Origin of the sequence: Stenotrophomonas sp. GD03819, assembly GCF_029841665.1 — a bacterium.
In the GTDB taxonomy this organism is placed as follows: Bacteria; Pseudomonadota; Gammaproteobacteria; order Xanthomonadales; family Xanthomonadaceae; genus Stenotrophomonas; species Stenotrophomonas geniculata.
This window is the reverse complement of record NZ_JAOCEW010000002.1, coordinates 142,545-159,631: the sequence shown is the minus strand read 5'-3', so window position 1 is coordinate 159,631 and position 17,087 is coordinate 142,545. Positions and strand designations below refer to the sequence as shown.

General features: G+C 66.0%; 18 protein-coding genes. 4 read left to right on the top strand and 14 right to left on the bottom strand.

The features are described from left to right. Positions 1–93 precede the first annotated feature (93 nt). From N5D45_RS02005 to N5D45_RS01960, 10 genes are all read right to left on the bottom strand, one after another. Positions 94–612: a GNAT family N-acetyltransferase gene (locus tag N5D45_RS02005; RefSeq protein WP_228355325.1), complete on the bottom strand. Its 519-nt coding sequence runs from the start codon at positions 610–612 to the stop codon at positions 94–96. Positions 613–747: 135 nt separating this feature from the next. Next, positions 748–1,281 (bottom strand): lipocalin family protein, encoded by a 534-nt coding sequence (locus N5D45_RS02000; protein WP_279938406.1) that lies wholly within the window; start codon positions 1,279–1,281, stop codon positions 748–750. Positions 1,282–1,289: 8 nt separating this feature from the next. Next, entirely contained in the window at positions 1,290–2,363 is a 1,074-nt protein-coding gene (locus tag N5D45_RS01995; protein WP_019337465.1) for a cyclopropane-fatty-acyl-phospholipid synthase family protein, read from the bottom strand. Next, a complete protein-coding gene (locus N5D45_RS01990) occupies positions 2,360–3,145 on the bottom strand; it encodes a DUF1295 domain-containing protein (protein ID WP_228355326.1) in 786 nt (261 codons plus the stop codon). Before N5D45_RS01990 ends, N5D45_RS01995 begins: the two co-directional genes overlap by 4 nt. Continuing rightward, entirely contained in the window at positions 3,142–3,690 is a 549-nt protein-coding gene (locus N5D45_RS01985; RefSeq protein ID WP_228355327.1) for a DUF2878 domain-containing protein, read from the bottom strand. The genes N5D45_RS01990 and N5D45_RS01985 overlap by 4 nt, the downstream gene beginning before the upstream one ends. A 1-nt stretch (position 3,691) precedes the next feature. Next, on the bottom strand, positions 3,692–4,951 hold the full coding sequence (locus N5D45_RS01980; RefSeq protein WP_049409825.1) for a cyclopropane-fatty-acyl-phospholipid synthase family protein: 1,260 nt from the start codon (positions 4,949–4,951) through the stop codon (positions 3,692–3,694). Beyond that, positions 4,948–5,715, bottom strand: coding sequence for a DUF1365 domain-containing protein (locus N5D45_RS01975; protein WP_057502826.1), 768 nt, complete (start codon positions 5,713–5,715; stop codon positions 4,948–4,950). Before N5D45_RS01975 ends, N5D45_RS01980 begins: the two co-directional genes overlap by 4 nt. Further along, the gene (locus N5D45_RS01970; RefSeq protein ID WP_228355328.1) at positions 5,712–6,989 is read right to left on the bottom strand and encodes an FAD-dependent oxidoreductase; all 1,278 of its coding nucleotides are present in this window, start codon (positions 6,987–6,989) and stop codon (positions 5,712–5,714) included. Before N5D45_RS01970 ends, N5D45_RS01975 begins: the two co-directional genes overlap by 4 nt. 1 nt (position 6,990) lies before the next feature. After that, positions 6,991–7,941, bottom strand: coding sequence for an acyl-CoA desaturase (locus N5D45_RS01965; protein ID WP_228355329.1), 951 nt, complete (start codon positions 7,939–7,941; stop codon positions 6,991–6,993). Positions 7,942–8,021: 80 nt separating this feature from the next. Then, complete coding sequence (locus N5D45_RS01960; RefSeq protein ID WP_019337471.1) at positions 8,022–8,789, bottom strand: hypothetical protein; 768 nt, start codon at positions 8,787–8,789, stop codon at positions 8,022–8,024. A gap of 133 nt (positions 8,790–8,922) precedes the next feature. On the opposite strand from N5D45_RS01960, the gene N5D45_RS01955 reads away from it, so the two are divergent. The 3 genes from N5D45_RS01955 to N5D45_RS01945 are packed head-to-tail and all read left to right on the top strand — an operon-like array spanning position 8,923 to position 10,921. Next, on the top strand, positions 8,923–9,546 hold the full coding sequence (locus N5D45_RS01955; RefSeq protein WP_019337472.1) for a sigma-70 family RNA polymerase sigma factor: 624 nt from the start codon (positions 8,923–8,925) through the stop codon (positions 9,544–9,546). After that, positions 9,543–10,217 (top strand): ChrR family anti-sigma-E factor, encoded by a 675-nt coding sequence (locus N5D45_RS01950; protein WP_019337473.1) that lies wholly within the window; start codon positions 9,543–9,545, stop codon positions 10,215–10,217. Before N5D45_RS01955 ends, N5D45_RS01950 begins: the two co-directional genes overlap by 4 nt. 11 nt (positions 10,218–10,228) lie before the next feature. Beyond that, positions 10,229–10,921, top strand: a complete 693-nt coding sequence (locus N5D45_RS01945) for an oxidoreductase (RefSeq protein ID WP_049455036.1) — start codon at positions 10,229–10,231, stop codon at positions 10,919–10,921. Between the two features lie 2 nt (positions 10,922–10,923). Here N5D45_RS01945 and N5D45_RS01940 read toward each other — a convergent pair whose 3' ends face one another. Genes N5D45_RS01940 through N5D45_RS01930 form a run of 3 tightly spaced genes read right to left on the bottom strand, consistent with a single transcriptional unit; the run spans position 10,924 to position 16,017 of the window. Continuing rightward, on the bottom strand, positions 10,924–13,323 hold the full coding sequence (locus tag N5D45_RS01940; RefSeq protein ID WP_197656294.1) for a hybrid sensor histidine kinase/response regulator: 2,400 nt from the start codon (positions 13,321–13,323) through the stop codon (positions 10,924–10,926). Further along, on the bottom strand, positions 13,316–13,783 hold the full coding sequence (locus N5D45_RS01935) for a response regulator (RefSeq protein WP_010485778.1): 468 nt from the start codon (positions 13,781–13,783) through the stop codon (positions 13,316–13,318). The genes N5D45_RS01940 and N5D45_RS01935 overlap by 8 nt, the downstream gene beginning before the upstream one ends. After that, positions 13,780–16,017, bottom strand: a complete 2,238-nt coding sequence (locus tag N5D45_RS01930) for an ATP-binding protein (protein WP_057502821.1) — start codon at positions 16,015–16,017, stop codon at positions 13,780–13,782. The genes N5D45_RS01935 and N5D45_RS01930 overlap by 4 nt, the downstream gene beginning before the upstream one ends. A gap of 251 nt (positions 16,018–16,268) precedes the next feature. Here N5D45_RS01930 and N5D45_RS01925 point away from each other — a divergent pair, with 251 nt between their 5' ends. Then, positions 16,269–16,562: a hypothetical protein gene (locus N5D45_RS01925; protein ID WP_010485774.1), complete on the top strand. Its 294-nt coding sequence runs from the start codon at positions 16,269–16,271 to the stop codon at positions 16,560–16,562. A gap of 16 nt (positions 16,563–16,578) precedes the next feature. Here the strand turns inward: N5D45_RS01925 and N5D45_RS01920 are convergent, their stop codons facing one another. Next, positions 16,579–17,064, bottom strand: a complete 486-nt coding sequence (locus N5D45_RS01920) for a TspO/MBR family protein (protein ID WP_029550759.1) — start codon at positions 17,062–17,064, stop codon at positions 16,579–16,581. Positions 17,065–17,087: the final 23 nt, after the last annotated feature.

Below are 17,087 nucleotides of genomic sequence, written 5' to 3'. Positions count from 1 at the left end.
TTTTTGCGATTATTCCTAAGGGTCGATGTGCAAGATCCATCAATCCAGTGTTGCCGATTGATGCAGTGGATCGTCAGGCCACAGTCAGGCCCTTCAGGGCACGTCGCCCCCGCTGCGCAGGTCGCGGGCCATTTCGCTGGTCGCAGCCCATCCGAGATCGGCATACAGAGGCTTCCCTTGGGCGGTAGCGTGCAGCACCGCGTAGGCCACCCCTCGCCCGGCGAACGCGTGGTCGGCCAGCTTCATCAGCTGGCGGGCGATGCCGCGACGCCGGTAGCCGGGCTCCACGTAGACATTGAGTACGTAGCCGCGCGAGTCCTGCTCTGGATGGGCGGGGTGGGGCGGCCAGTCGATCAGCATCAGGCCGATGCCTGCGATGGGTTGTCCATTGTCGGAAAGGACATGGCCGAAGTAGTCGCCCGACATCAGGCGCGGCTCCAGCCATCTACGGAACGGGGCTACCATCTGCTGCAGGACCTCTTCGCTCCGGCCGCTTTCACGGAACATCGCTTCACGGTGGGCACAGATGAGGTCGAGATCGCACGGAAGGATCTGCCGGACGACGAAGCCATTCCAGGAGGCTGTGATGGTATTGTCCGGAGTGCTGTCCATCGATCGTGTATCCGTTCAGACCCTGCTGGCTTGCCCAGCATCGCATCTGAAGGGCGCATGGTGAAAGCACCACGTTGCAATGATTGATGATCGATTGTTGCTCCAGGACGATCCACCGGGGACGAGGGTGCGGTGTCATCGCACCGACTGCGGCACCCGCCTCAGCGTGCGGGTGTCGTAACCCATCGCCGCAATCCGCTCGGCTGCCTGCTGGTAGTCTCTGTCCGACACCTGCGGGGTGCGGGCCATATACCAGACGTAATCACGCTTGCTTCGCGCCACGATGGTCTGGCGGTAGCCTTCGTCGAGCCAGGCGATCACGTACTCAGCCTGGATCGGCCAGATGAACTGCATGCCCCAGATCGCGCCATTGCCTTCCTTCTCGACACGGCCGATGGGGTGCATCGACTTCTGTGGCGCATCAAAACTGCCCTTGCGATAGGTGAAGGTGGTCTGGATGCGCCCATCGGAGCGCAGGGCATAGCTCTCCACGGCGTCGAAGGCCTCGCGTTCAGGGCGCGATGGGATATGCGCGATCACGTACCAGTCACCCATGAAACGCGGCACATCCACCGATGACGGACGCGGCAGTGGGCGCGTGTCGCTGGAGCTGCAGCCGGAACCGAACAGGCCGATCGCGATCAGGGGAAGCAGTGGAAACTTTCGCATGTCACACCTCAGCGGGGCCGGAACAGGTAGTGGGCCACCAGCCACTGCTGGCCGTCGTCGTAGCCGAACAGCTCGGCACACGCCATCCAGAACATCCGCCAGCGTTGCCACCAGATGCGCGCAGCCGCCGGCCCATAGGTCGCCGCCAGTATCGGCATCACCCGGTCGCGTGCCGCATCCTGATTGGCCAGCCAGTGCTCGGCGGTGCGTTGGTAGTGGGTGCCGTCCAGCAACCAGCGCTGATCCAGCCGCAGGTCGCGCTGGAAATGCAGAAGGGTATCGGCGGCCGGCATCAGTCCGCCGGTGAAGAAATGGCGGCCCATCCAGTTGTCGCCACCCTCGGTTTCGAACGGGTACATCAGCGTGCGATGGGCAAAGATATGCACGAACAACGCACCGTCTGGCTTCAGCCACTGCGCGATGCGCGCCAGCAGGCGCTCGTAGTTGCGCACGTGTTCGAACATCTCGACCGACACGCAGCGGTCGAAGCGTGCCGTGGGTAGCTCAAGCTGGTTGACATCGCGGGTGATCACCTCGACGTTGCGCAGCCCCCTGGCTTCACACTGCGCCATGATGTGCTGGCGTTGGCTGTGCGAATTCGAAACGGCGGTGATGCTGGCCTGCGGGTAGCGTTCTGCCATCCACAGGGTCAGTGAGCCCCAGCCGCATCCCAGTTCGAGAATCTGCTGGCCATCGGCCAGGCCTGCGCGCTGGCCGTACAGTTCCAGCATCGCGTCCTCCGCCTGGTCCAGCGTTTCGCGCCCGGTGGGGTAGTAGCAGCTGCTGTACTTCAGTCGCTTGCCCAGGCAGGCCTGGAAAAAGGCTGCTGGCACTTCATAGTGCTGTCGGTTGGCTGCATCGGTGTGTAATGCGAGTGGGCTGTCGGCCAGCTCGGCGATGCGCCGGCTGAAGCGCGCCGACTGGCCTTCGATGCCACCCTCGCTTTCCTCATGCAGGCGTCGCGCGCACAAGCGGCGGATGCCCGCACGCAGCGCCGCATCGGGGACCAGCCCGCGTTCGGCCCAGGCGATCAGCCCGGTTTCCGCGTCTTCGGCAGGATTCAGTGAGGGGATCGCGTTCATGCGGAATGCTCCTTGGAAGGGCGGGGGAACCAGGGAAAGAACATCGGCGTGCTGCGCTGATAGGACTGGTAGTCGTCGCCGCGGCTGCGCAGGGCCTGCTTCTCGGTGAACGGGATGCCGCTGAGATAGCGCAGGAACACATACATCAGCACGGGGCCGAGCCAGGCCAGCCACCACAGCGGGGAGCCGACGGCCAGCAGCACGTAGGTGAACCAGTGCAGCCACTCGAAGAAGTAGTTGGGGTGGCGGGAATACCGCCAGAGTCCATCACGGCAGGTGCGGCCCTTGTTCGCCGGGTTGGCGCGGAACCGGGCCAGCTGCTGGTCGGCCAGCGATTCTCCGCCCACGCTCAGCAGCCAGACGAGCGCAGCCGCTATCACCCAGGGTGCCGTGCCTGCGGTTTGATTGGCGGCGACCGCGACGAAGGGCAGGGCAAACAGCACCACCAGCAGTGCCTGTGCCATGAAGAACCCGAAGATCTTTCCCTGGTGTCCCTGCCAGTGCTCACGAAGGTAGCGATAGCGCCCGTCCTCTTCTTCGTGCCGGACCCGGTGCCAGAGATGAAGGGCCAGGCGACCGCCCCACAGGCCACCGAACACAGCCAGCGCCACCCGTGGCGTGACCGCACCCTCGCCCATCAACGCCAGTAGCAGCGCGGCGGCGCCCACGCCCTTGGCCCAAAGTACGTCCACAACGCCGATGTTGTGGTGGCGGCGCTGCCAGGCCCAGCCCCAGCTCATCACCAGTACCGTGTAGAGCAGCACCCAGAGCAGGTTGATCATGATGACGCTCCTACCATAGGTGGTTGTGGCGTGGTACGCGGGCAGCCACGGGCGGCGCGGCACAAGAGGGAAAGCGCAATGGCCCAGCCTGCGCCCAGCACCAGGACGCCATGCCACATCGGGCTGTTGAACTGCACTGCATCGAATCCACGCGCGGCCGACAGGTAGGCCAGTGGCGCCAGCAGCAGGCCGAACAGAGGCGGCAGGGCAGGGTGTCGCTGAAGGAAGCGCATCGAGGTGGTCAGGGTCATGGCGAATGCCGCCCACAAGGCCATGATCCAGAGCGGTGGCGCCCACCCCGGCGGGGCAGCGGCGTAGCGCACGGTGCCGCTGGCGGCCGCAGTGGCATCGACCAGCCAGGCGCAGGCCAGCGCAAGCACCAGCAGCCGCAGGTCCAGTCGCGGATGCGCCGACGCCAGCAGCTGGCTGCCGATGTAGAGCGATGCGGCCAGCAACGCAGGCCACTGCCAGCCGCGGCCCGCGCCGGCTACCGCGCACAGCCATACCAGCTGGTTGCCAAGCAGATTGGGCCAGAACCGGCGCATTTCAGTTGCCTTCACCCGGTGCGCCCGCGGGCCGATGGCCCGGGCGCGCCAACAACAGATGCGAGACGCCGATCGAACGCTCCAGGAAGCCGCCTTCGCAGTAGGCCAGGTAGAAATCCCACAGGCGGCAGAAGCGGGCATCGAACCCCTGCGCCTGCACGGCAGGCAGCTGCGCAAGGAAGCGTTGGCGCCAGGCGCGCAGGGTCAGCGCGTAGGAATGGCCGAAGTCCTGCTGGGCGATCAGCTGCAGGTCGCTGGAACGCGTCTTGGCGGCCATGATCGCGTTGATCGATGGGATGAAGCTGCCCGGGAACACATAGCGCTTGATGTAGTCGACGCTGCGCCGGGCCTGCTCGTAGCGATGATCCTCTATGGTGATGGCCTGCAGCAGGGCAACACCATCAGGCTTCAGCAGTCGCTGCAGCGTGCCCATGTAGGTGTCCAGGTATTCCGCGCCGATGGCTTCGATCATCTCGATCGATACCAGCTTGTCGAACTGGCCCTGCAGGTCGCGGTAGTCCTGCATCAGCAGCGTGACATGGTCCTGCAGGCCCGCTGCCTGCACGCGCTGGGCAGCCAGCGCGTGCTGCTCGGCGGAGATGGTGGTGGTGGTGACGTGGCAGCCGTAGTGCTGCGCGGCGTGCAGCGCAAAACCACCCCAGCCGGTGCCGATCTCCACCACGCGATCGCCCGGCTTGAGCTGGAGCTGCTGGCAGATGCGGTCCAGCTTGCGGCGCGAGGCGGACTCCAGCGATTCGGATTCGCCGGTGAACAGCGCCGACGAATACATCAGGTCAGGCGACAGGAACAGGGCGAAGAAATCGTTGCCCAGGTCGTAGTGGGCGGCGATGTTGCGCCGGCTGCCCTCACGGCTGTTGCGGTGCAGCCGGTTCCATCCGCGCAGCAGCCAGCCAGCCACACGGGCCGGGCCCTGCTCCATGCCGTCCAGCAGTTCGCGGTTGCGTACCAGCAGTTGTATCAGGGCAACCAGATCATCGCAGTGCCACTCGCCCTGGATATAGCTCTCACCTGCGCCCACACTGCCTTGGGCAGCAACCTTGCGATAGAACGCGGGGTCATTGATGGTGACAGTGACATGCAGTTCGCCACGGGCGTCGCCCAGCCAGACTTCGCCGAGTGCATCGCGCACGCATAGGCGGCCGTCGCGCAGGGGGGCAAGCTGCGCCAGCAGGCGGCGGCGCAGGAAGGCGTCCAGCGCACCGGGGCGCGGCAGGGCCACCGAAGGTGTCATCGAGTTCATCGCGGTTTCCCGGCAAGGGTGGGGTGGTCGTGTACGGGGTTGCGCTTCAGCCATAGCCGCAGTGCGTGCCAGTGGATGGCGGCCACCACCTGGGTGGTCATCAGGGGATAGCAGGCCAGAACCCGGGCCAGTCCGCGGCCATCCAGGGCACGTCGCTGCATGGCCTGGGTGGCATCGAACTGGCGCACGCCGTCGCGCCAGACCTGCATGTGCACGCGCAGGTCCTGGTCCGGGCGGTTGAACCGCCAGTCGTAGCGGCAGTCCATCGGCATGAACGGCGAGACATGGAAGCACTTGTCGAACTGCCACCGCAGTGAACTGCCTTCGTGCGTGGCGGTAGTGACCGGCAGCACATAGGTGTGTCGTTCCTTCCAGGGCGTGTTGGTGATCTCGGCGACGATGCAGTCCAGCGTGCGGCCGTCGGCCTGGTAGCAGTAGTAGAAGCTGACCGGGTTGAAGACATGCCCGGCGAAGCGGAGATGGGTGAGCAGGCGCACCGGCCCGGTCGGCCGGTAGCCGAGCGTGCCTGCAGCGTGGTCGCGCACCGCGTCGGCCAGTGGCCGGGCGGGGTCGCCGAAGTAGTCGCTGCGGCGGAATTCGGCCAGATTGCGGCGATTGACCGACCACAGCCAGCGACCGACAAACACGGTCTCCAGTTCATCCAGGTCGAGCAGCAGTTGTGCAACCGGGTAACGGAACGCATGCGGATGCGGATGATGCCGGCGATGCATCACCTGCCCGATGTAGAGTGCGCTGGCACTCATGCCGCCACCTCATCCGAGGCGGATGCCAGCCGATGTGGAGCGCAGGCTTGCAGGGCCTCGACCACGCGGCGGGCACTGCGGATGCCATCCTCATGGAAGCCCCAGCCCCAATAGGCGCCCGCAAACCATGTATGGCGGCGGCCCTGCAGTTCCGCCCAGCGCTGCTGTGCGCGCACTGCAGCGTGGTCGTGTACCGGGTGCGCGTACTGCAGGGTCCGCAGCACCTTGGCCGGATCGATCGCCTCTCTGCGGTTGAGGGTCACTACCAGGGGGATGTCGCCCGGCAGGCCCTGCAGCAGGTTCATGCAGTAGCTGACCGTGCAGGGCGCCGCGCGATCCTGTGGCACGTGCGCGTTCCAGGCCGCCCACGCTTTGCGGTTGCGCGGCAGCAATGATGCATCGGTATGCAGCACCGCCTCGTTGGACTGATAGCGGATGGCGCCGAGGACCTCACGCTCGATGGCATCTGCGTCGGCAAGCAACGCCAGTGCCTGGTCGCTGTGGCAGGCCAGGATCACTTCGTCGAAGGCCTCCACGCCGGCGCTGCTGTGCACGCGTGCACCCCAGGGCATGCGCTCGACCCTGCTGACCGGGCATTGCAGCCGCTCATGCACACGCCAGCGGCGACGCAGCGCATCCACGTAGCGCGTCGATCCCCCGCTGACCACCCGCCAGCTTGGCCGCCCGGTCATCTGCAGCATCTGGTGATTGGCCATGAACTGGGCCAGGTAGCGCGCCGGGAACGCCTGCACGGTAGCCGTCGGCGAGGACCACAGCGCCGAGGCCATCGGCAGCAGGTGCTCGTCGATGAACGCCTCGCCATAGCGCTGGCTGCGCAGGTATTCGCCGAGCGTGGGACCGTCTTCTTCGGCCAGCAGCAACGGCGCGTCGCGATAGAACCGGCGCAGGTCGGCCAGCATGCCCCAGAAGCGCGGCGATACCAGATTGCGGCGCTGGCAGAACAGCCCATCCAGCGAGGTGGCGTTGTACTCCACACCGCTGCGCTCACTGTGCATGGAGAAACTCATCGTGGTCGGTTGCGAGGCCACGCCCAACTCGTCGAACAGCGCCGTCAGCAAGGGATAGTGCTGGGGGTTGAAGACGATGAAACCGGTATCCACCGCCATGCCTCTGCCCGCCACCTGCACGTCGTGGGTATGGGTGTGCCCGCCGAGGTAATCGTTGGCCTCGAACAGCGTGACGTCGTGCTGGCCATCCAGCCACCAGGCACTGGCCAGCCCCGCGATACCCGAGCCGATGACCGCGATGCGCATCTCAGTACCTCGCCTTGGCCAGAACCCACTCGGGGATGGGCTTGAGCCCTTTGACCAGGCCCAGCGCCGCCATCGCGCGCAGCCCGTACCAGGTCAGGTCCACTTCCCACCAGCGGAAGCCCTGGCGCACAGTGCCGGGAAAGAAATGATGGTTGTTGTGCCAGCCCTCACCGAAGGTGAGCAGCGCCAGCCACAGGTTGTTGCGGCTGTCGTCGCGGGTCTCGAAGCGGCGGCGGCCAAAGCGGTGCGCCAGCGAATTGATGGTGACGGTGGCATGGAACAGCACGATGGTGGAAATGAAGAAGCCCCACACCAGCAGCTGCGGGCCATTGGTCTGCAGGTCGGGCGCCCAGCGTTCCAGTCCAGCACCCAGCGCGTACAGCGCTGCGGCCAGCAGTACCGGCACTGCCGTATCGAAGCGGTCGAGCCAGCGCAGTTCGGGGAAGCGCGCCAGGTCAGGTACCCGCGACAGATCGGTGGCGAAGGCCTCGCGGGTGAGGAACCAGCCCATGTGGCTGCGCCAGAAGCCGCCTTCGCGCGGTGAATGCGGGTCCAGCCGCTGGTCGGCATGCCGATGGTGGTGGCGATGATGGGCAGCCCACCACAGCGGCCCGCGCTGCACGCTGGAGGCGCCGATGACTGCGAACACGAACTGCACCGGACGCGATGCCTGGAAGGTGCGGTGCGAGAAGTAGCGGTGATAGAACGCCGTGATGGCGAACATGCGCACTGCGTAAAGCACCGTGGCCATGACGACCGCCGTCCATGACACGCCTACCCAGATCACCGCGATGCAGGCCAGGTGCATCAGTGCAAAGGGTACCGCGCGCATCCAGTCGATGCGTCCTGGCTGTTCGCCGGTGCTCTCTGTGGCATTGCTGGTATCGACCCACCGCTGCAACGTACGCAGCAGGCGCCAGCGTCGACGGGGGAGGGGCGCTACAGAGGCCATGGCGGATCTCGGCGGGTGTCGTGTCCTGCTTTACGCAGCAGGGCGCGCAATGGATGCGCCACTTCGAACTAAATTTCGCTTCACCTGGGCGTCACGGTGCAACGCTCGACCAGGGGCTGCGCCCACGCCTGTTGCCAGTCACCTGCCGGTCGCTCGGCAGCTGGCGAGCTGAAGCGCACCGTCACCTGCGGGTAGCTGCCGCGGGCATCGCGCAGGTTGCTGGTGCCGCGGAATTCCAGCAGGCGGCGGTCGGCGCTGGCATAGACCAGCGACAGGCGCGGCACGATGCCGCCGTACCAGGTGTCCAGACTGACCTCGATCGCCTGGGCGTCGATGCCTTGCCAGCGAATGGAGCCCGACCGCCGCACCTGCACCGGGAAGTAGCGCTGCCGCCCTGGCACCAGGAACGGCAGGCTGACGCGTTCGCCGCGCAGCAGCGCCGGCCAGTGCAGGCGGACCGCGGCATCAAACCCCGCATCGATCACCGCATCCGGCGGCAGTTCAAGCTGGCGCCGACGCAGCTCACTGGCGGCATCCTCCTTCCATGCAATCGACACTGAGTCGCCAGTGGCGTCTACCTCGGCGGTCTGGCCGCTGCGGCGGTCCTCCAGCGAATAGCCCCGTGCCTGCGGCCGGGCGCTGGCGGGCAGATGCTTGCGGGCGAAGGGTTGACCGCCCGGGCACTGGTACAGCACCCAGCGCTCGGCGCCCTCCGTTGCCTCGCGCCGCCAGTGCACTTCACGGTAGAGGATGCCGCCCTGCGCGGAGGTGGCCACGCCCTCGCTTCGCAGCCAGGGTGCCGCCAGCGCGGCGTGAGGCAGGCACAGCAGCAGCCAGGCAGTGCGCATGGGTCGTGATCCGGAAGGGAGGGCTCAGGGCGTACGGCAGCGGCGGCCGGTTGGATGCACAGCGCCGGCTGCATCCAGTTGCTGCCCCTGCGCGTACAGAGGACAGACCTTCACCCGCCCGCCGCGAACCCAGATGTACCCTGACGCCGCCAGCACACTCCTCAACTTCGATAGCGCACGCACCGTGTCCAGTTCCCAGCAGCCGAGCAGCGAGCCGACGAACTGGGCCGGTGACATGGACGGCGTGGCGCGGCTGCGCGACCGCGACTGTTTCATGCGGATCTACGACTACTTCATGCCGCGATTGTGCGTGTACCTGCGCGGCCTGGGTGCACCGGATGCGGTTGCCGAGGAACTGGCGCAGGAATGCCTGCTGCGCCTGTGGCTGCGAGCGGCCGACTACGATGCGGCCCAGGGCGCGCTGAGTACGTGGCTGTACCGGATTGCGCGGAACCTGCATATCGATCGCATCCGTCGCGAGCGAAGCTGGATGCAGGTGCAGTCAGCGGTGGAGGATGCTGCCACACTTGACGTGATCGAGCGCAGCAGCGCCGAGCAGTTCGCAGACCAGGCACGGCTGCGCCAGCGCATCAACGAGTTGCCCGCGGTGCAGGCGCGGCTGGTGCGGATGTCCTATTTCGAGGCCAAGAGCCACAGCGAGATCTCAGAGGCGCTGGGCATGCCGCTGGGGACGGTCAAATCACACCTGCGCCGCGCGTTTCTGCAACTGCAGGCCAAAGTGGGAGGTGCGTCGTGAACCCGCATCACCACTTGCATGAATCCACCCTGATGAGCTATGCCGCCGGCGCGCTGCCGGCGCCATTGAGCATCGTGGCCGGTGCTCATCTGGAGCAGTGCCCGCATTGCCGTCACCGCCTGCGCGACGCAGAGGCGATCGGCTCGGTGCTGCTGGAGCAGACCCAGCCACCCGCAGCCGACACGCGACGCGAACAGCTGCGTGAGGCGATGCTGATGCAACTGGCCGCGGAAGCGCCGATGGCCATGGCTGGGGTCGCACGCCCCGTGCCGAAGGAGCGACCCGAGGCCGATCCGGACCATCTTCCTGCTTCGCTTCACCCGTATTTCGGTGCGTCGCTCAGTGGCCTGCGCTGGCGCTGGATGGCGCCGGGTGTGCACTGCATCCGTGCAGAGCAGATGCCTTCGCTGATCATGCTGAAGATCGCCCCTGGCAAGTGCCTGCCGATGCACAGCCACGGCCGCAGCGAGCTGACCCAGATCCTGCGGGGCTCGTACAACGATGCGCTGGGGCTGTTCGCGCCCGGCGACGTGGCGGATCTGGATGAAGACGTGGAGCATCAGCCGGTGACTGCGCCCGGGGTTCCCTGCATCTGCGTGTCCGCGTTGGATGCGCCGTTGGTGTTCAGTGGCTGGCTGGCGCGGAAGATCCAGCGTTTCGTGAAACTCTAGCGGGGGCGACGATGGCCGGGACGGGCGCATTACGGATTCTGTTGACCGGTGCCGCAGGCCTGGTCGGGCAGGGTGTGGCGTTGGCTTGCCAACGCTCACCACATGTGTCCCGCCTGACAGCGCTGGTCCGCCACCCGGGAAGTCTGAGCGGTGCTGGCAGCGAACTGATCGTTCCGGACTTCCTGCGTATCCAGGGGCGGTTGGAAGAACTGGCCGGGTTCGATGCCTGCTTCTATTGCGCCGGCGCACCACCGGTCGGCACCACTGAGGCCGAATACCGGCGCGTGACCTTGGACACGACATTGGCGGTGGCCCGTGCCTGGGCGGCTGCGAATCCCGAAGGGTTTTTTTTGTATGTATCCGGTGCCGGTGCGGACCCTCGGAGTCGGCTGATGCCGTTGAGGATCAAGGGCGAGACCGAGGTCGCACTGCAGGCCCTGCCGGTGCGTACCGTGATGCTGCGCCCGGGCGGCGTGCGGCCGGTATCGGGAACCGGCACGCGCCACGCGGTGCTCAAGCCCTTGTACTGGGGTGGCGCGCCGTTGATGAAACTGGCTGGCGCACTCGTCCCTTCACTGGTCACCAGCAATCTGGCGGTGGGCCAGGCGATGATCGCACTGGCCGGAAGAGAGCATCCGCCTGCGACGGTGGAGTGCGCGGACATCAACCGGATCGCGGCAGGCATGCGTGATCCGGCCGCGTGAGCTCAGTGCGCGGCAGCGTCCAGCGCGGTGCGTACCGCCTGCGCAAGGTCACTGCGGGTAAACGGTTTCGGCAGCAGCGCTGGGAACCGCCCCTGACTGCCCACCGCTTCGTGGTCGCGTGGATAGCCCGATGTGAAAAGCACGGCAACTTCTGGCCAGCGCTCGCGGACCTCGCGGACCAGCTCCCAGCCCGACATGCCGGGCATCACCACGTCGGAGAACAGCAGGTCGACCCTGGTGTCCGGCCGCTCCAGCAACCTCAGTGCGGATGGTCCGTCATGCGCTTCCAGTACGCGGTAGCCCAGCAGGCGCAGTGAATCGACCGTGTGCGCGCGCACATCGTCGTTGTCCTCGGCCACCAGGACGGTTTCCTCGCGCGGCGCGTAACCGGCCAGGCCAACCTGCGGCGCACGTGCTTCGCAGGGCAGGGCCAGCGGTGAGCGCGGGAACATCATGGTGATACTGGTGCCGCCGCCTTCCACCGAATCGATCAGCACGTGGCCGCCGGACTGCTTGACGAAGCCATGCACCATCGACAGACCAAGCCCGGTGCCGCGGCCGACCTGCTTGGTAGTGAAGAACGGTTCGAACACGCGCGCCAGGGTAGCCGCGTCCATGCCGTGGCCGTTGTCGCGCACCCGCAGCATCACGTACTCGCCCGGCGTTGCATCCGGGAACAGGGCGGCGTAATCGTGGTCGAGGTGGCTGTTGTCGACCTCGATCACCAGCCGGCCGCCATGTGGCATCGCATCGCGGGCATTGACCGCCAGGTTCAGTACGGAGGCCTCCAGCTGGCTCACGTCGATCTCCACGCACCAGATGTCCTGGGCGCTGCGGATCTCCAGCTGCACCAGCTCGCCCAGCGCACGCTGCAGCATGTCGTGCATGTCCAGCAGGCGCTCGTTGAGGTTGGCGGCCTGGCTGTGCAGCGGCTGGCGTCGGGCAAAGGCCAGCAGGCGCTGGGTCAGGCTGGCGGCACGGCCCACGCCCTTCAGCGCATTGTCCAGCGCACGGCTGACCATCGCACCGGGTTCGCCTGCACGCTCGTTGAGCAGCATGGCGTGCTCAACATTGCCGGAAATGACCGTGAGGATGTTGTTGAAATCATGCGCGATGCCGCCGGTGAGCTGGCCGACCGCCTCGATCTTCTGTGACTGGCGCAGCGCATGTTCAGCCTGCAGCCGCGCGGTGGTTTCCACCGCCTCGGAAACCACGGCTGTGACCACGCCTTCGGTATCCAGCAGCGGACGGAACGAGAAATCGAAGCTGCGCCGGCCGGTCGGGAGCTCCAGCTCCAGTGCATGCAACGAACTCCGGCCCTGTACGGCTGCGGCGACGGCCCGGTCGATCAGCGCGCCGATGCCATCGGTTGTGCCGAACCAGATCGATTCGCCAAAGCGCTGGCCAATGACGTCCCCCTTGTCTGCCAGCACCGCGGCCAGTGACGCGTCATTGGCATCAACCACGCGTCCGGACAGATCCAGCAGCACCTGATGCTGGAAGCTGGATTCGAAGATCGCCTGCAGGCGCCGCTTGCTGGCCCTCAGTTCGGTGGTGCGCGCCTGCACCTGTCGTTCGAGTACCTGGTTGTCCTCGCGCAGCGCCAGTTCGGCCTTCTTCAACAGTGAAACATCGCTGCCCATGCAGATGTAGCCGACCACGCTGCCATCGGTGGCTTGCTCAGGCACGCAGTCCATCTGCACGAACCGTGATTCGCCGCTGCGGTGGATCAGTTCGACCTGGAAGCTGGTGCGTTCGCCCCGCAATACCCGCTCCAGGCTGGGCAGGGCGTGCTCGAAGGCAGAAGTCCCGCTGACATCCCGTGCCGCGCGACCCAACAGTTCTGCAAGGCTGAATCCGTGCCAGTCCAGGAACGCCTTGTTGGCAAACCGGTAGCGATGGTCCTTGTCCAACTGGGCGATCAGCGCCGGGACGGCATCGGTTACCTGCTGCAGCTGGGCCTGGCTTTCGTTCAGCGCGGCCTGCGCATTGGCCAGCTGGGTACGCTCGTGCGCCTCCTGGCGGGCGCGGCGGATCGCATCGGGCAAGCGTTGCAGGCGTTGCTTCACCACGTAGTCGCGCGCACCGCGCGTGAGTGCCTGTACCGCCAGTTCCTCGGTCAGCGTGCCGGAAACAAAGATGAAAGGCGTCTGCGGCACGCGTTCGCGTGCCAGGGCAAGTGCTGCGTCACCATCGAAGCCTGGCAGGACATGATCGGCGAGGATCACGTCAAACGCACGGTTGTCGATGGCCTCGATGAACGCATTGCGGGTCCACAGGCGCTCGGCCTCGAAGTCGAGGCCGGCGCGCTGCAACTGTGCGCTGATCAGCTCCGCATCAAGCGCGCTGTCCTCCAGCATGAGGATGCGCAGGCGCTCGCTGCGGCGCGATCCATCACGCATTGTGCTGCCCCGAGCCGTTGGGCCGATGCGGCGGCGGCTGGTTGGTGATGCCCCAGAACATGCCCAGCCCCTGGATGGCGTCGAAGAACTCCTTGAAGTCGACCGGCTTGACCACGAATGCGTTGACGCCCAGTTCGTAACTGCGAACCAGGTCCTGCTCTTCACGCGAAGAGGTCAGCATCACCACCGGCGTGCTGCTCAGATCCGGGTCGCTACGCACCTGTTCCAGCACCTCCAGGCCGTTGACCTTGGGCAGCTTCAGGTCCAGCAGCACCACCACCGGGCCGCCGTGCATGGCGCCGGCAAACTTGCCTTCGCAGCGCAGGTAGTCCAGCGCTTCGGCGCCGTCGCGTACATGGATGACATCGTTCAGCAACTGGCAGCGCGACAATGCGGCCAGAGTCAGCTCTGCATCCTTGGGGCTGTCCTCAACCAGGAGGATCGGCCGCAGGTCCCTCATGGGTGATCTCCTGTGGAACGGGGTAGGGTGAAGTGAATGGTGGCGCCCTTGCCGGGCTCGCCCTCGGCCCAGGTACGGCCGCCATGGCGGCTGATGATGCGGCGTACATTGGCCAGGCCGATGCCCGTGCCTTCGAACTCTTCGACGTGATGCAGGCGTTGGAACACGCCGAACAGCTTGTCCACGTAGCGCATGTCGAAGCCGCAGCCGTTGTCGCGCACGAAGAAGTGGTCTTCGTCGTCGCTGCGTTCGTGACCGACCTCGATAACAGCCTGGTCGCGCTCGCGGGTGAACTTGATCGCGTTGGCCAGCAGGTTCTGCCAGACCAGGCGCAGCATCGTCGGATCGGCTTCGACCTCCGGCAGCGGTGCGAGCGTCCACTGTACGTCGCGGCCGGCGTAGTCCAGGGCCAGGCTCCGGCGCACATCCTCCGCCAGCGCGGTCATGTCCATCCGCACACGCCCCAGGGTGGAGCGCCCCATCTGCGAGAAGCTGAGCAGGTCATCCACCAGTGTTCCGGCGGACTTGGCCGATTCCACGATCGTGTCCAGGAAGCGGCGCTCGGTATCGTTCAGGCGCTCGCCCGCCGAGCTGCCCAGCAGTTCGGAATAGCCGACAATGTGACGGAACGGAGCGCGCAGGTCGTGGCTGACCGAGTAGGAGAAGGCTTCCAGTTCCTTGTTGCTGCGGAGCAGCTGCTCGTTCAGTTCGGCCATTTCCTCGGCCTTGCGCAACACGATATCGACGATGGCCGTGCGCATCTCGTGTGCCGCGTCGCAGTCAGCATCGCTCCACGGCAGGCTGCGCTGCTGCACGGTCTCCTTCCAGGCCTCGAACGAGTTGCGCGGAGACAGCGCCACGCCCGGTGCTGCTTCCTTGCGGGGATCGCCACCCCAGCGCACGGTGCGCACCACTTCCGGCCGGAACCACATCAGGTAACTGTCATGCAACTGCGAAATGGACACCGCCAGCACGCCGCTGGCTACGTCGGCCAGGTGCGCGGCAGGTGACCAGTCGGCTGCCAGGTGATCGGTGCAGTAGGTTTCCTGGCCGGCCTGCTGCGTGGCCAGCCAATTCGCCAGGGCCAGCACGTCGCTGGCAGAAGGGCACTGGCCGACACGCAGGCAATCGCCCTTGTGCACGATCACCGCGCCGGCCGCGCCAGTCAGCGACAGCAGGCTGGCCTCGTCGTCGCGCAGCGCGGCCATGAAGTCCTCATCACCGGCCATGCGTGCCAGCAGCTTGACCAGCACAGAACGCCGGGCCACGCGCTCTTCGATCGCACGCGCACGCTCCTTCAACGCAATCTGCAGCGACAGGATCTGGCCCATGAACTCGCAGGCAGTACGCACGTGGTAGGGCAGGCGGCGCGGCTGCACGGTGTGACAGGACACCAGGCCCCACAGCCGGCCTTCATGCACCAACGATACCGACATCGACGCACCGGTTCCCATGTTGCGCATGTAGTGCAGGTGTACCGGCGAGACGCTGCGCAGCACGGCCAGGCTCAGGTCGGTGGGCGGCGCGTCGCGATGGTCCTCGGCCCGCATCAGCGGGGCAGGGGTGTAGTTGTTGTCCGCAATCAGGCGGACCCGGTTGCGCCGATACAGTTCGCGGGCCTGCGCGGGAATGTCCGACTCAGGGAAGCGCAGGTCCAGGTAGGACGGCAACAGGCCGTTGCCATCCTCAGCCACCACGATGCCGTTCCAGCCGGCATCGAACTGATAGACCAAGGTGCGGTCAAAGCCGGTGAGCCGCCGCATGTGCGCGGCCGCAAGCCTGCACAGGTCTTCCACGGTCGCCGCCGATTCAATGCCGGTCATCAGCTCGCGGATGGCCGGATACAGTTCTTCCAGTGAGCCCGGTTGGCCGGGAACCGGTGCTTCCAGTTCGACCAGCAGATCGTTGGCGGAACGGTGCACCAGCAACTGATGCCGGCCGTGGCCATCCAGATGCACGGCACCGACATGGGCACTGCTGCCGATCACGGCCTGCTGGAACAGGCCCTGGAACGGCGCCAGCACGCCGCCAAACACCTCGCTGACATGCTGCGTCAACGGTTCGCCGAACTGCTGCAGCAGGCCGGGATGGCTGATGGCGCGCTCGCGCACCTGCAGGGACTGCGGTTCAACGACCAGGAGCACACCATAGGGCTGGATCGCGCCGGGGGTGTGGATCGGTTCGCGCGCGCAACTGGACAAGGCAGTGTCGTGCGCGGACTCAGCAGAAGGCATCAAGGGCGGGACTCATCATTCGTGGATGGCTGGAAAGGCCCAGTGGTACATCCGGTACCCCTCAATGGTGAAGCAAAATCATGCATTCGCCTACCAGTGTATGCGTGTGAAGCGTGCTTCTGTCCAAGCTGAATTCTTCATGTGGGGACGAGGTTGAGCACTTGCAGTTTTCGCGAAGAATACATCTCCGCTGCACATCAGCTCGACAGGTCATTGCCTAGAGTGGATCCACTTCCCTGAGCGACCGCCCCGTGAACCTGCAGCCCGCACCCCTGTCCCCGTACCGCATGCTGGCTGACAGCTGCCAGTTTGAACTGCTGGATGTGGATGCGCTGCAGGACCCGGCCAGTGGCCGGCTGCTGCACCTGTATTCGCTGGTTGCCCGCTGCCTGTCCTGCGAGACGATCTTCAAGGCGGAAGAAGGGCGGGGCCTGGTCAGCCATACTGCGGCGCGGGTGGTGCGGTGCCCCACCGGCTGCGGCCAGCAGGCGTTCAAGCCGGCCCTGCTGCGGACCTGGCGCCCGCAGGCCATTGCCCAGGCGTGAGCGGCGGGCGACCTTGTCACAGCAGTCCGGGATTGGCTCGCCATACCGCAAAGTTGAGCGCCGAGGCGAACGAAATCCAGGCCAGGTAAGGAAGCAGCAGCACCCCCGCAATCGGGCGGGTGCGCGCGAACGTCACGATCGTCGCGCACACCAGCACAATCAATACAAGAATGTCGGCGAAGGCAAGCGCGCCCAGCCTCCAGCCGAAGAAGAGCCAGCTCCACAGTGCGTTGACGGCCAGCTGCACCAGATAGAGCACCAGCGCGGGTCGTGCCCCACGCCAGCCACGTTCGCGCCAGGCCAGCCACGCGGCAATCGCCATCATGGCGTAAAGCAGCGTCCACACCGGGCCAAAGACGCTGGCCGGTGGTGCCCACCCGGGGAGGGCAAGGGTGGCGTAGAAGGTGGCCGCCGATGTGGATGCCCACGCGCCCAGGGCGGCCGCCGCGAAGGTGATCGTCACCCATCCCAGAAGACCGGAAATCTGTGAACTCCGCTTCATACCGTACAGCTCCCTGATGCGCA

Bases quoted from the DNA above. Each gene is read 5' to 3' on its own strand.
- N5D45_RS02005 (WP_228355325.1), bottom strand. From the start codon at position 612: ATGGACAGCACTCCGGACAATACCATCACAGCCTCCTGGAATGGCTTC.
- N5D45_RS02000 (WP_279938406.1), bottom strand. From the start codon at position 1,281: ATGCGAAAGTTTCCACTGCTTCCCCTGATCGCGATCGGCCTGTTCGGT.
- N5D45_RS01995 (WP_019337465.1), bottom strand. From the start codon at position 2,363: ATGAACGCGATCCCCTCACTGAATCCTGCCGAAGACGCGGAAACCGGG.
- N5D45_RS01990 (WP_228355326.1), bottom strand. From the start codon at position 3,145: ATGATCAACCTGCTCTGGGTGCTGCTCTACACGGTACTGGTGATGAGC.
- N5D45_RS01985 (WP_228355327.1), bottom strand. From the start codon at position 3,690: ATGCGCCGGTTCTGGCCCAATCTGCTTGGCAACCAGCTGGTATGGCTG.
- N5D45_RS01980 (WP_049409825.1), bottom strand. From the start codon at position 4,951: ATGAACTCGATGACACCTTCGGTGGCCCTGCCGCGCCCCGGTGCGCTG.
- N5D45_RS01975 (WP_057502826.1), bottom strand. From the start codon at position 5,715: ATGAGTGCCAGCGCACTCTACATCGGGCAGGTGATGCATCGCCGGCAT.
- N5D45_RS01970 (WP_228355328.1), bottom strand. From the start codon at position 6,989: ATGCGCATCGCGGTCATCGGCTCGGGTATCGCGGGGCTGGCCAGTGCC.
- N5D45_RS01965 (WP_228355329.1), bottom strand. From the start codon at position 7,941: ATGGCCTCTGTAGCGCCCCTCCCCCGTCGACGCTGGCGCCTGCTGCGT.
- N5D45_RS01960 (WP_019337471.1), bottom strand. From the start codon at position 8,789: ATGCGCACTGCCTGGCTGCTGCTGTGCCTGCCTCACGCCGCGCTGGCG.
- N5D45_RS01955 (WP_019337472.1), top strand. From the start codon at position 8,923: ATGTACCCTGACGCCGCCAGCACACTCCTCAACTTCGATAGCGCACGC.
- N5D45_RS01945 (WP_049455036.1), top strand. From the start codon at position 10,229: ATGGCCGGGACGGGCGCATTACGGATTCTGTTGACCGGTGCCGCAGGC.
- N5D45_RS01940 (WP_197656294.1), bottom strand. From the start codon at position 13,323: ATGCGTGATGGATCGCGCCGCAGCGAGCGCCTGCGCATCCTCATGCTG.
- N5D45_RS01935 (WP_010485778.1), bottom strand. From the start codon at position 13,783: ATGAGGGACCTGCGGCCGATCCTCCTGGTTGAGGACAGCCCCAAGGAT.
- N5D45_RS01930 (WP_057502821.1), bottom strand. From the start codon at position 16,017: ATGCCTTCTGCTGAGTCCGCGCACGACACTGCCTTGTCCAGTTGCGCG.
- N5D45_RS01920 (WP_029550759.1), bottom strand. From the start codon at position 17,064: ATGAAGCGGAGTTCACAGATTTCCGGTCTTCTGGGATGGGTGACGATC.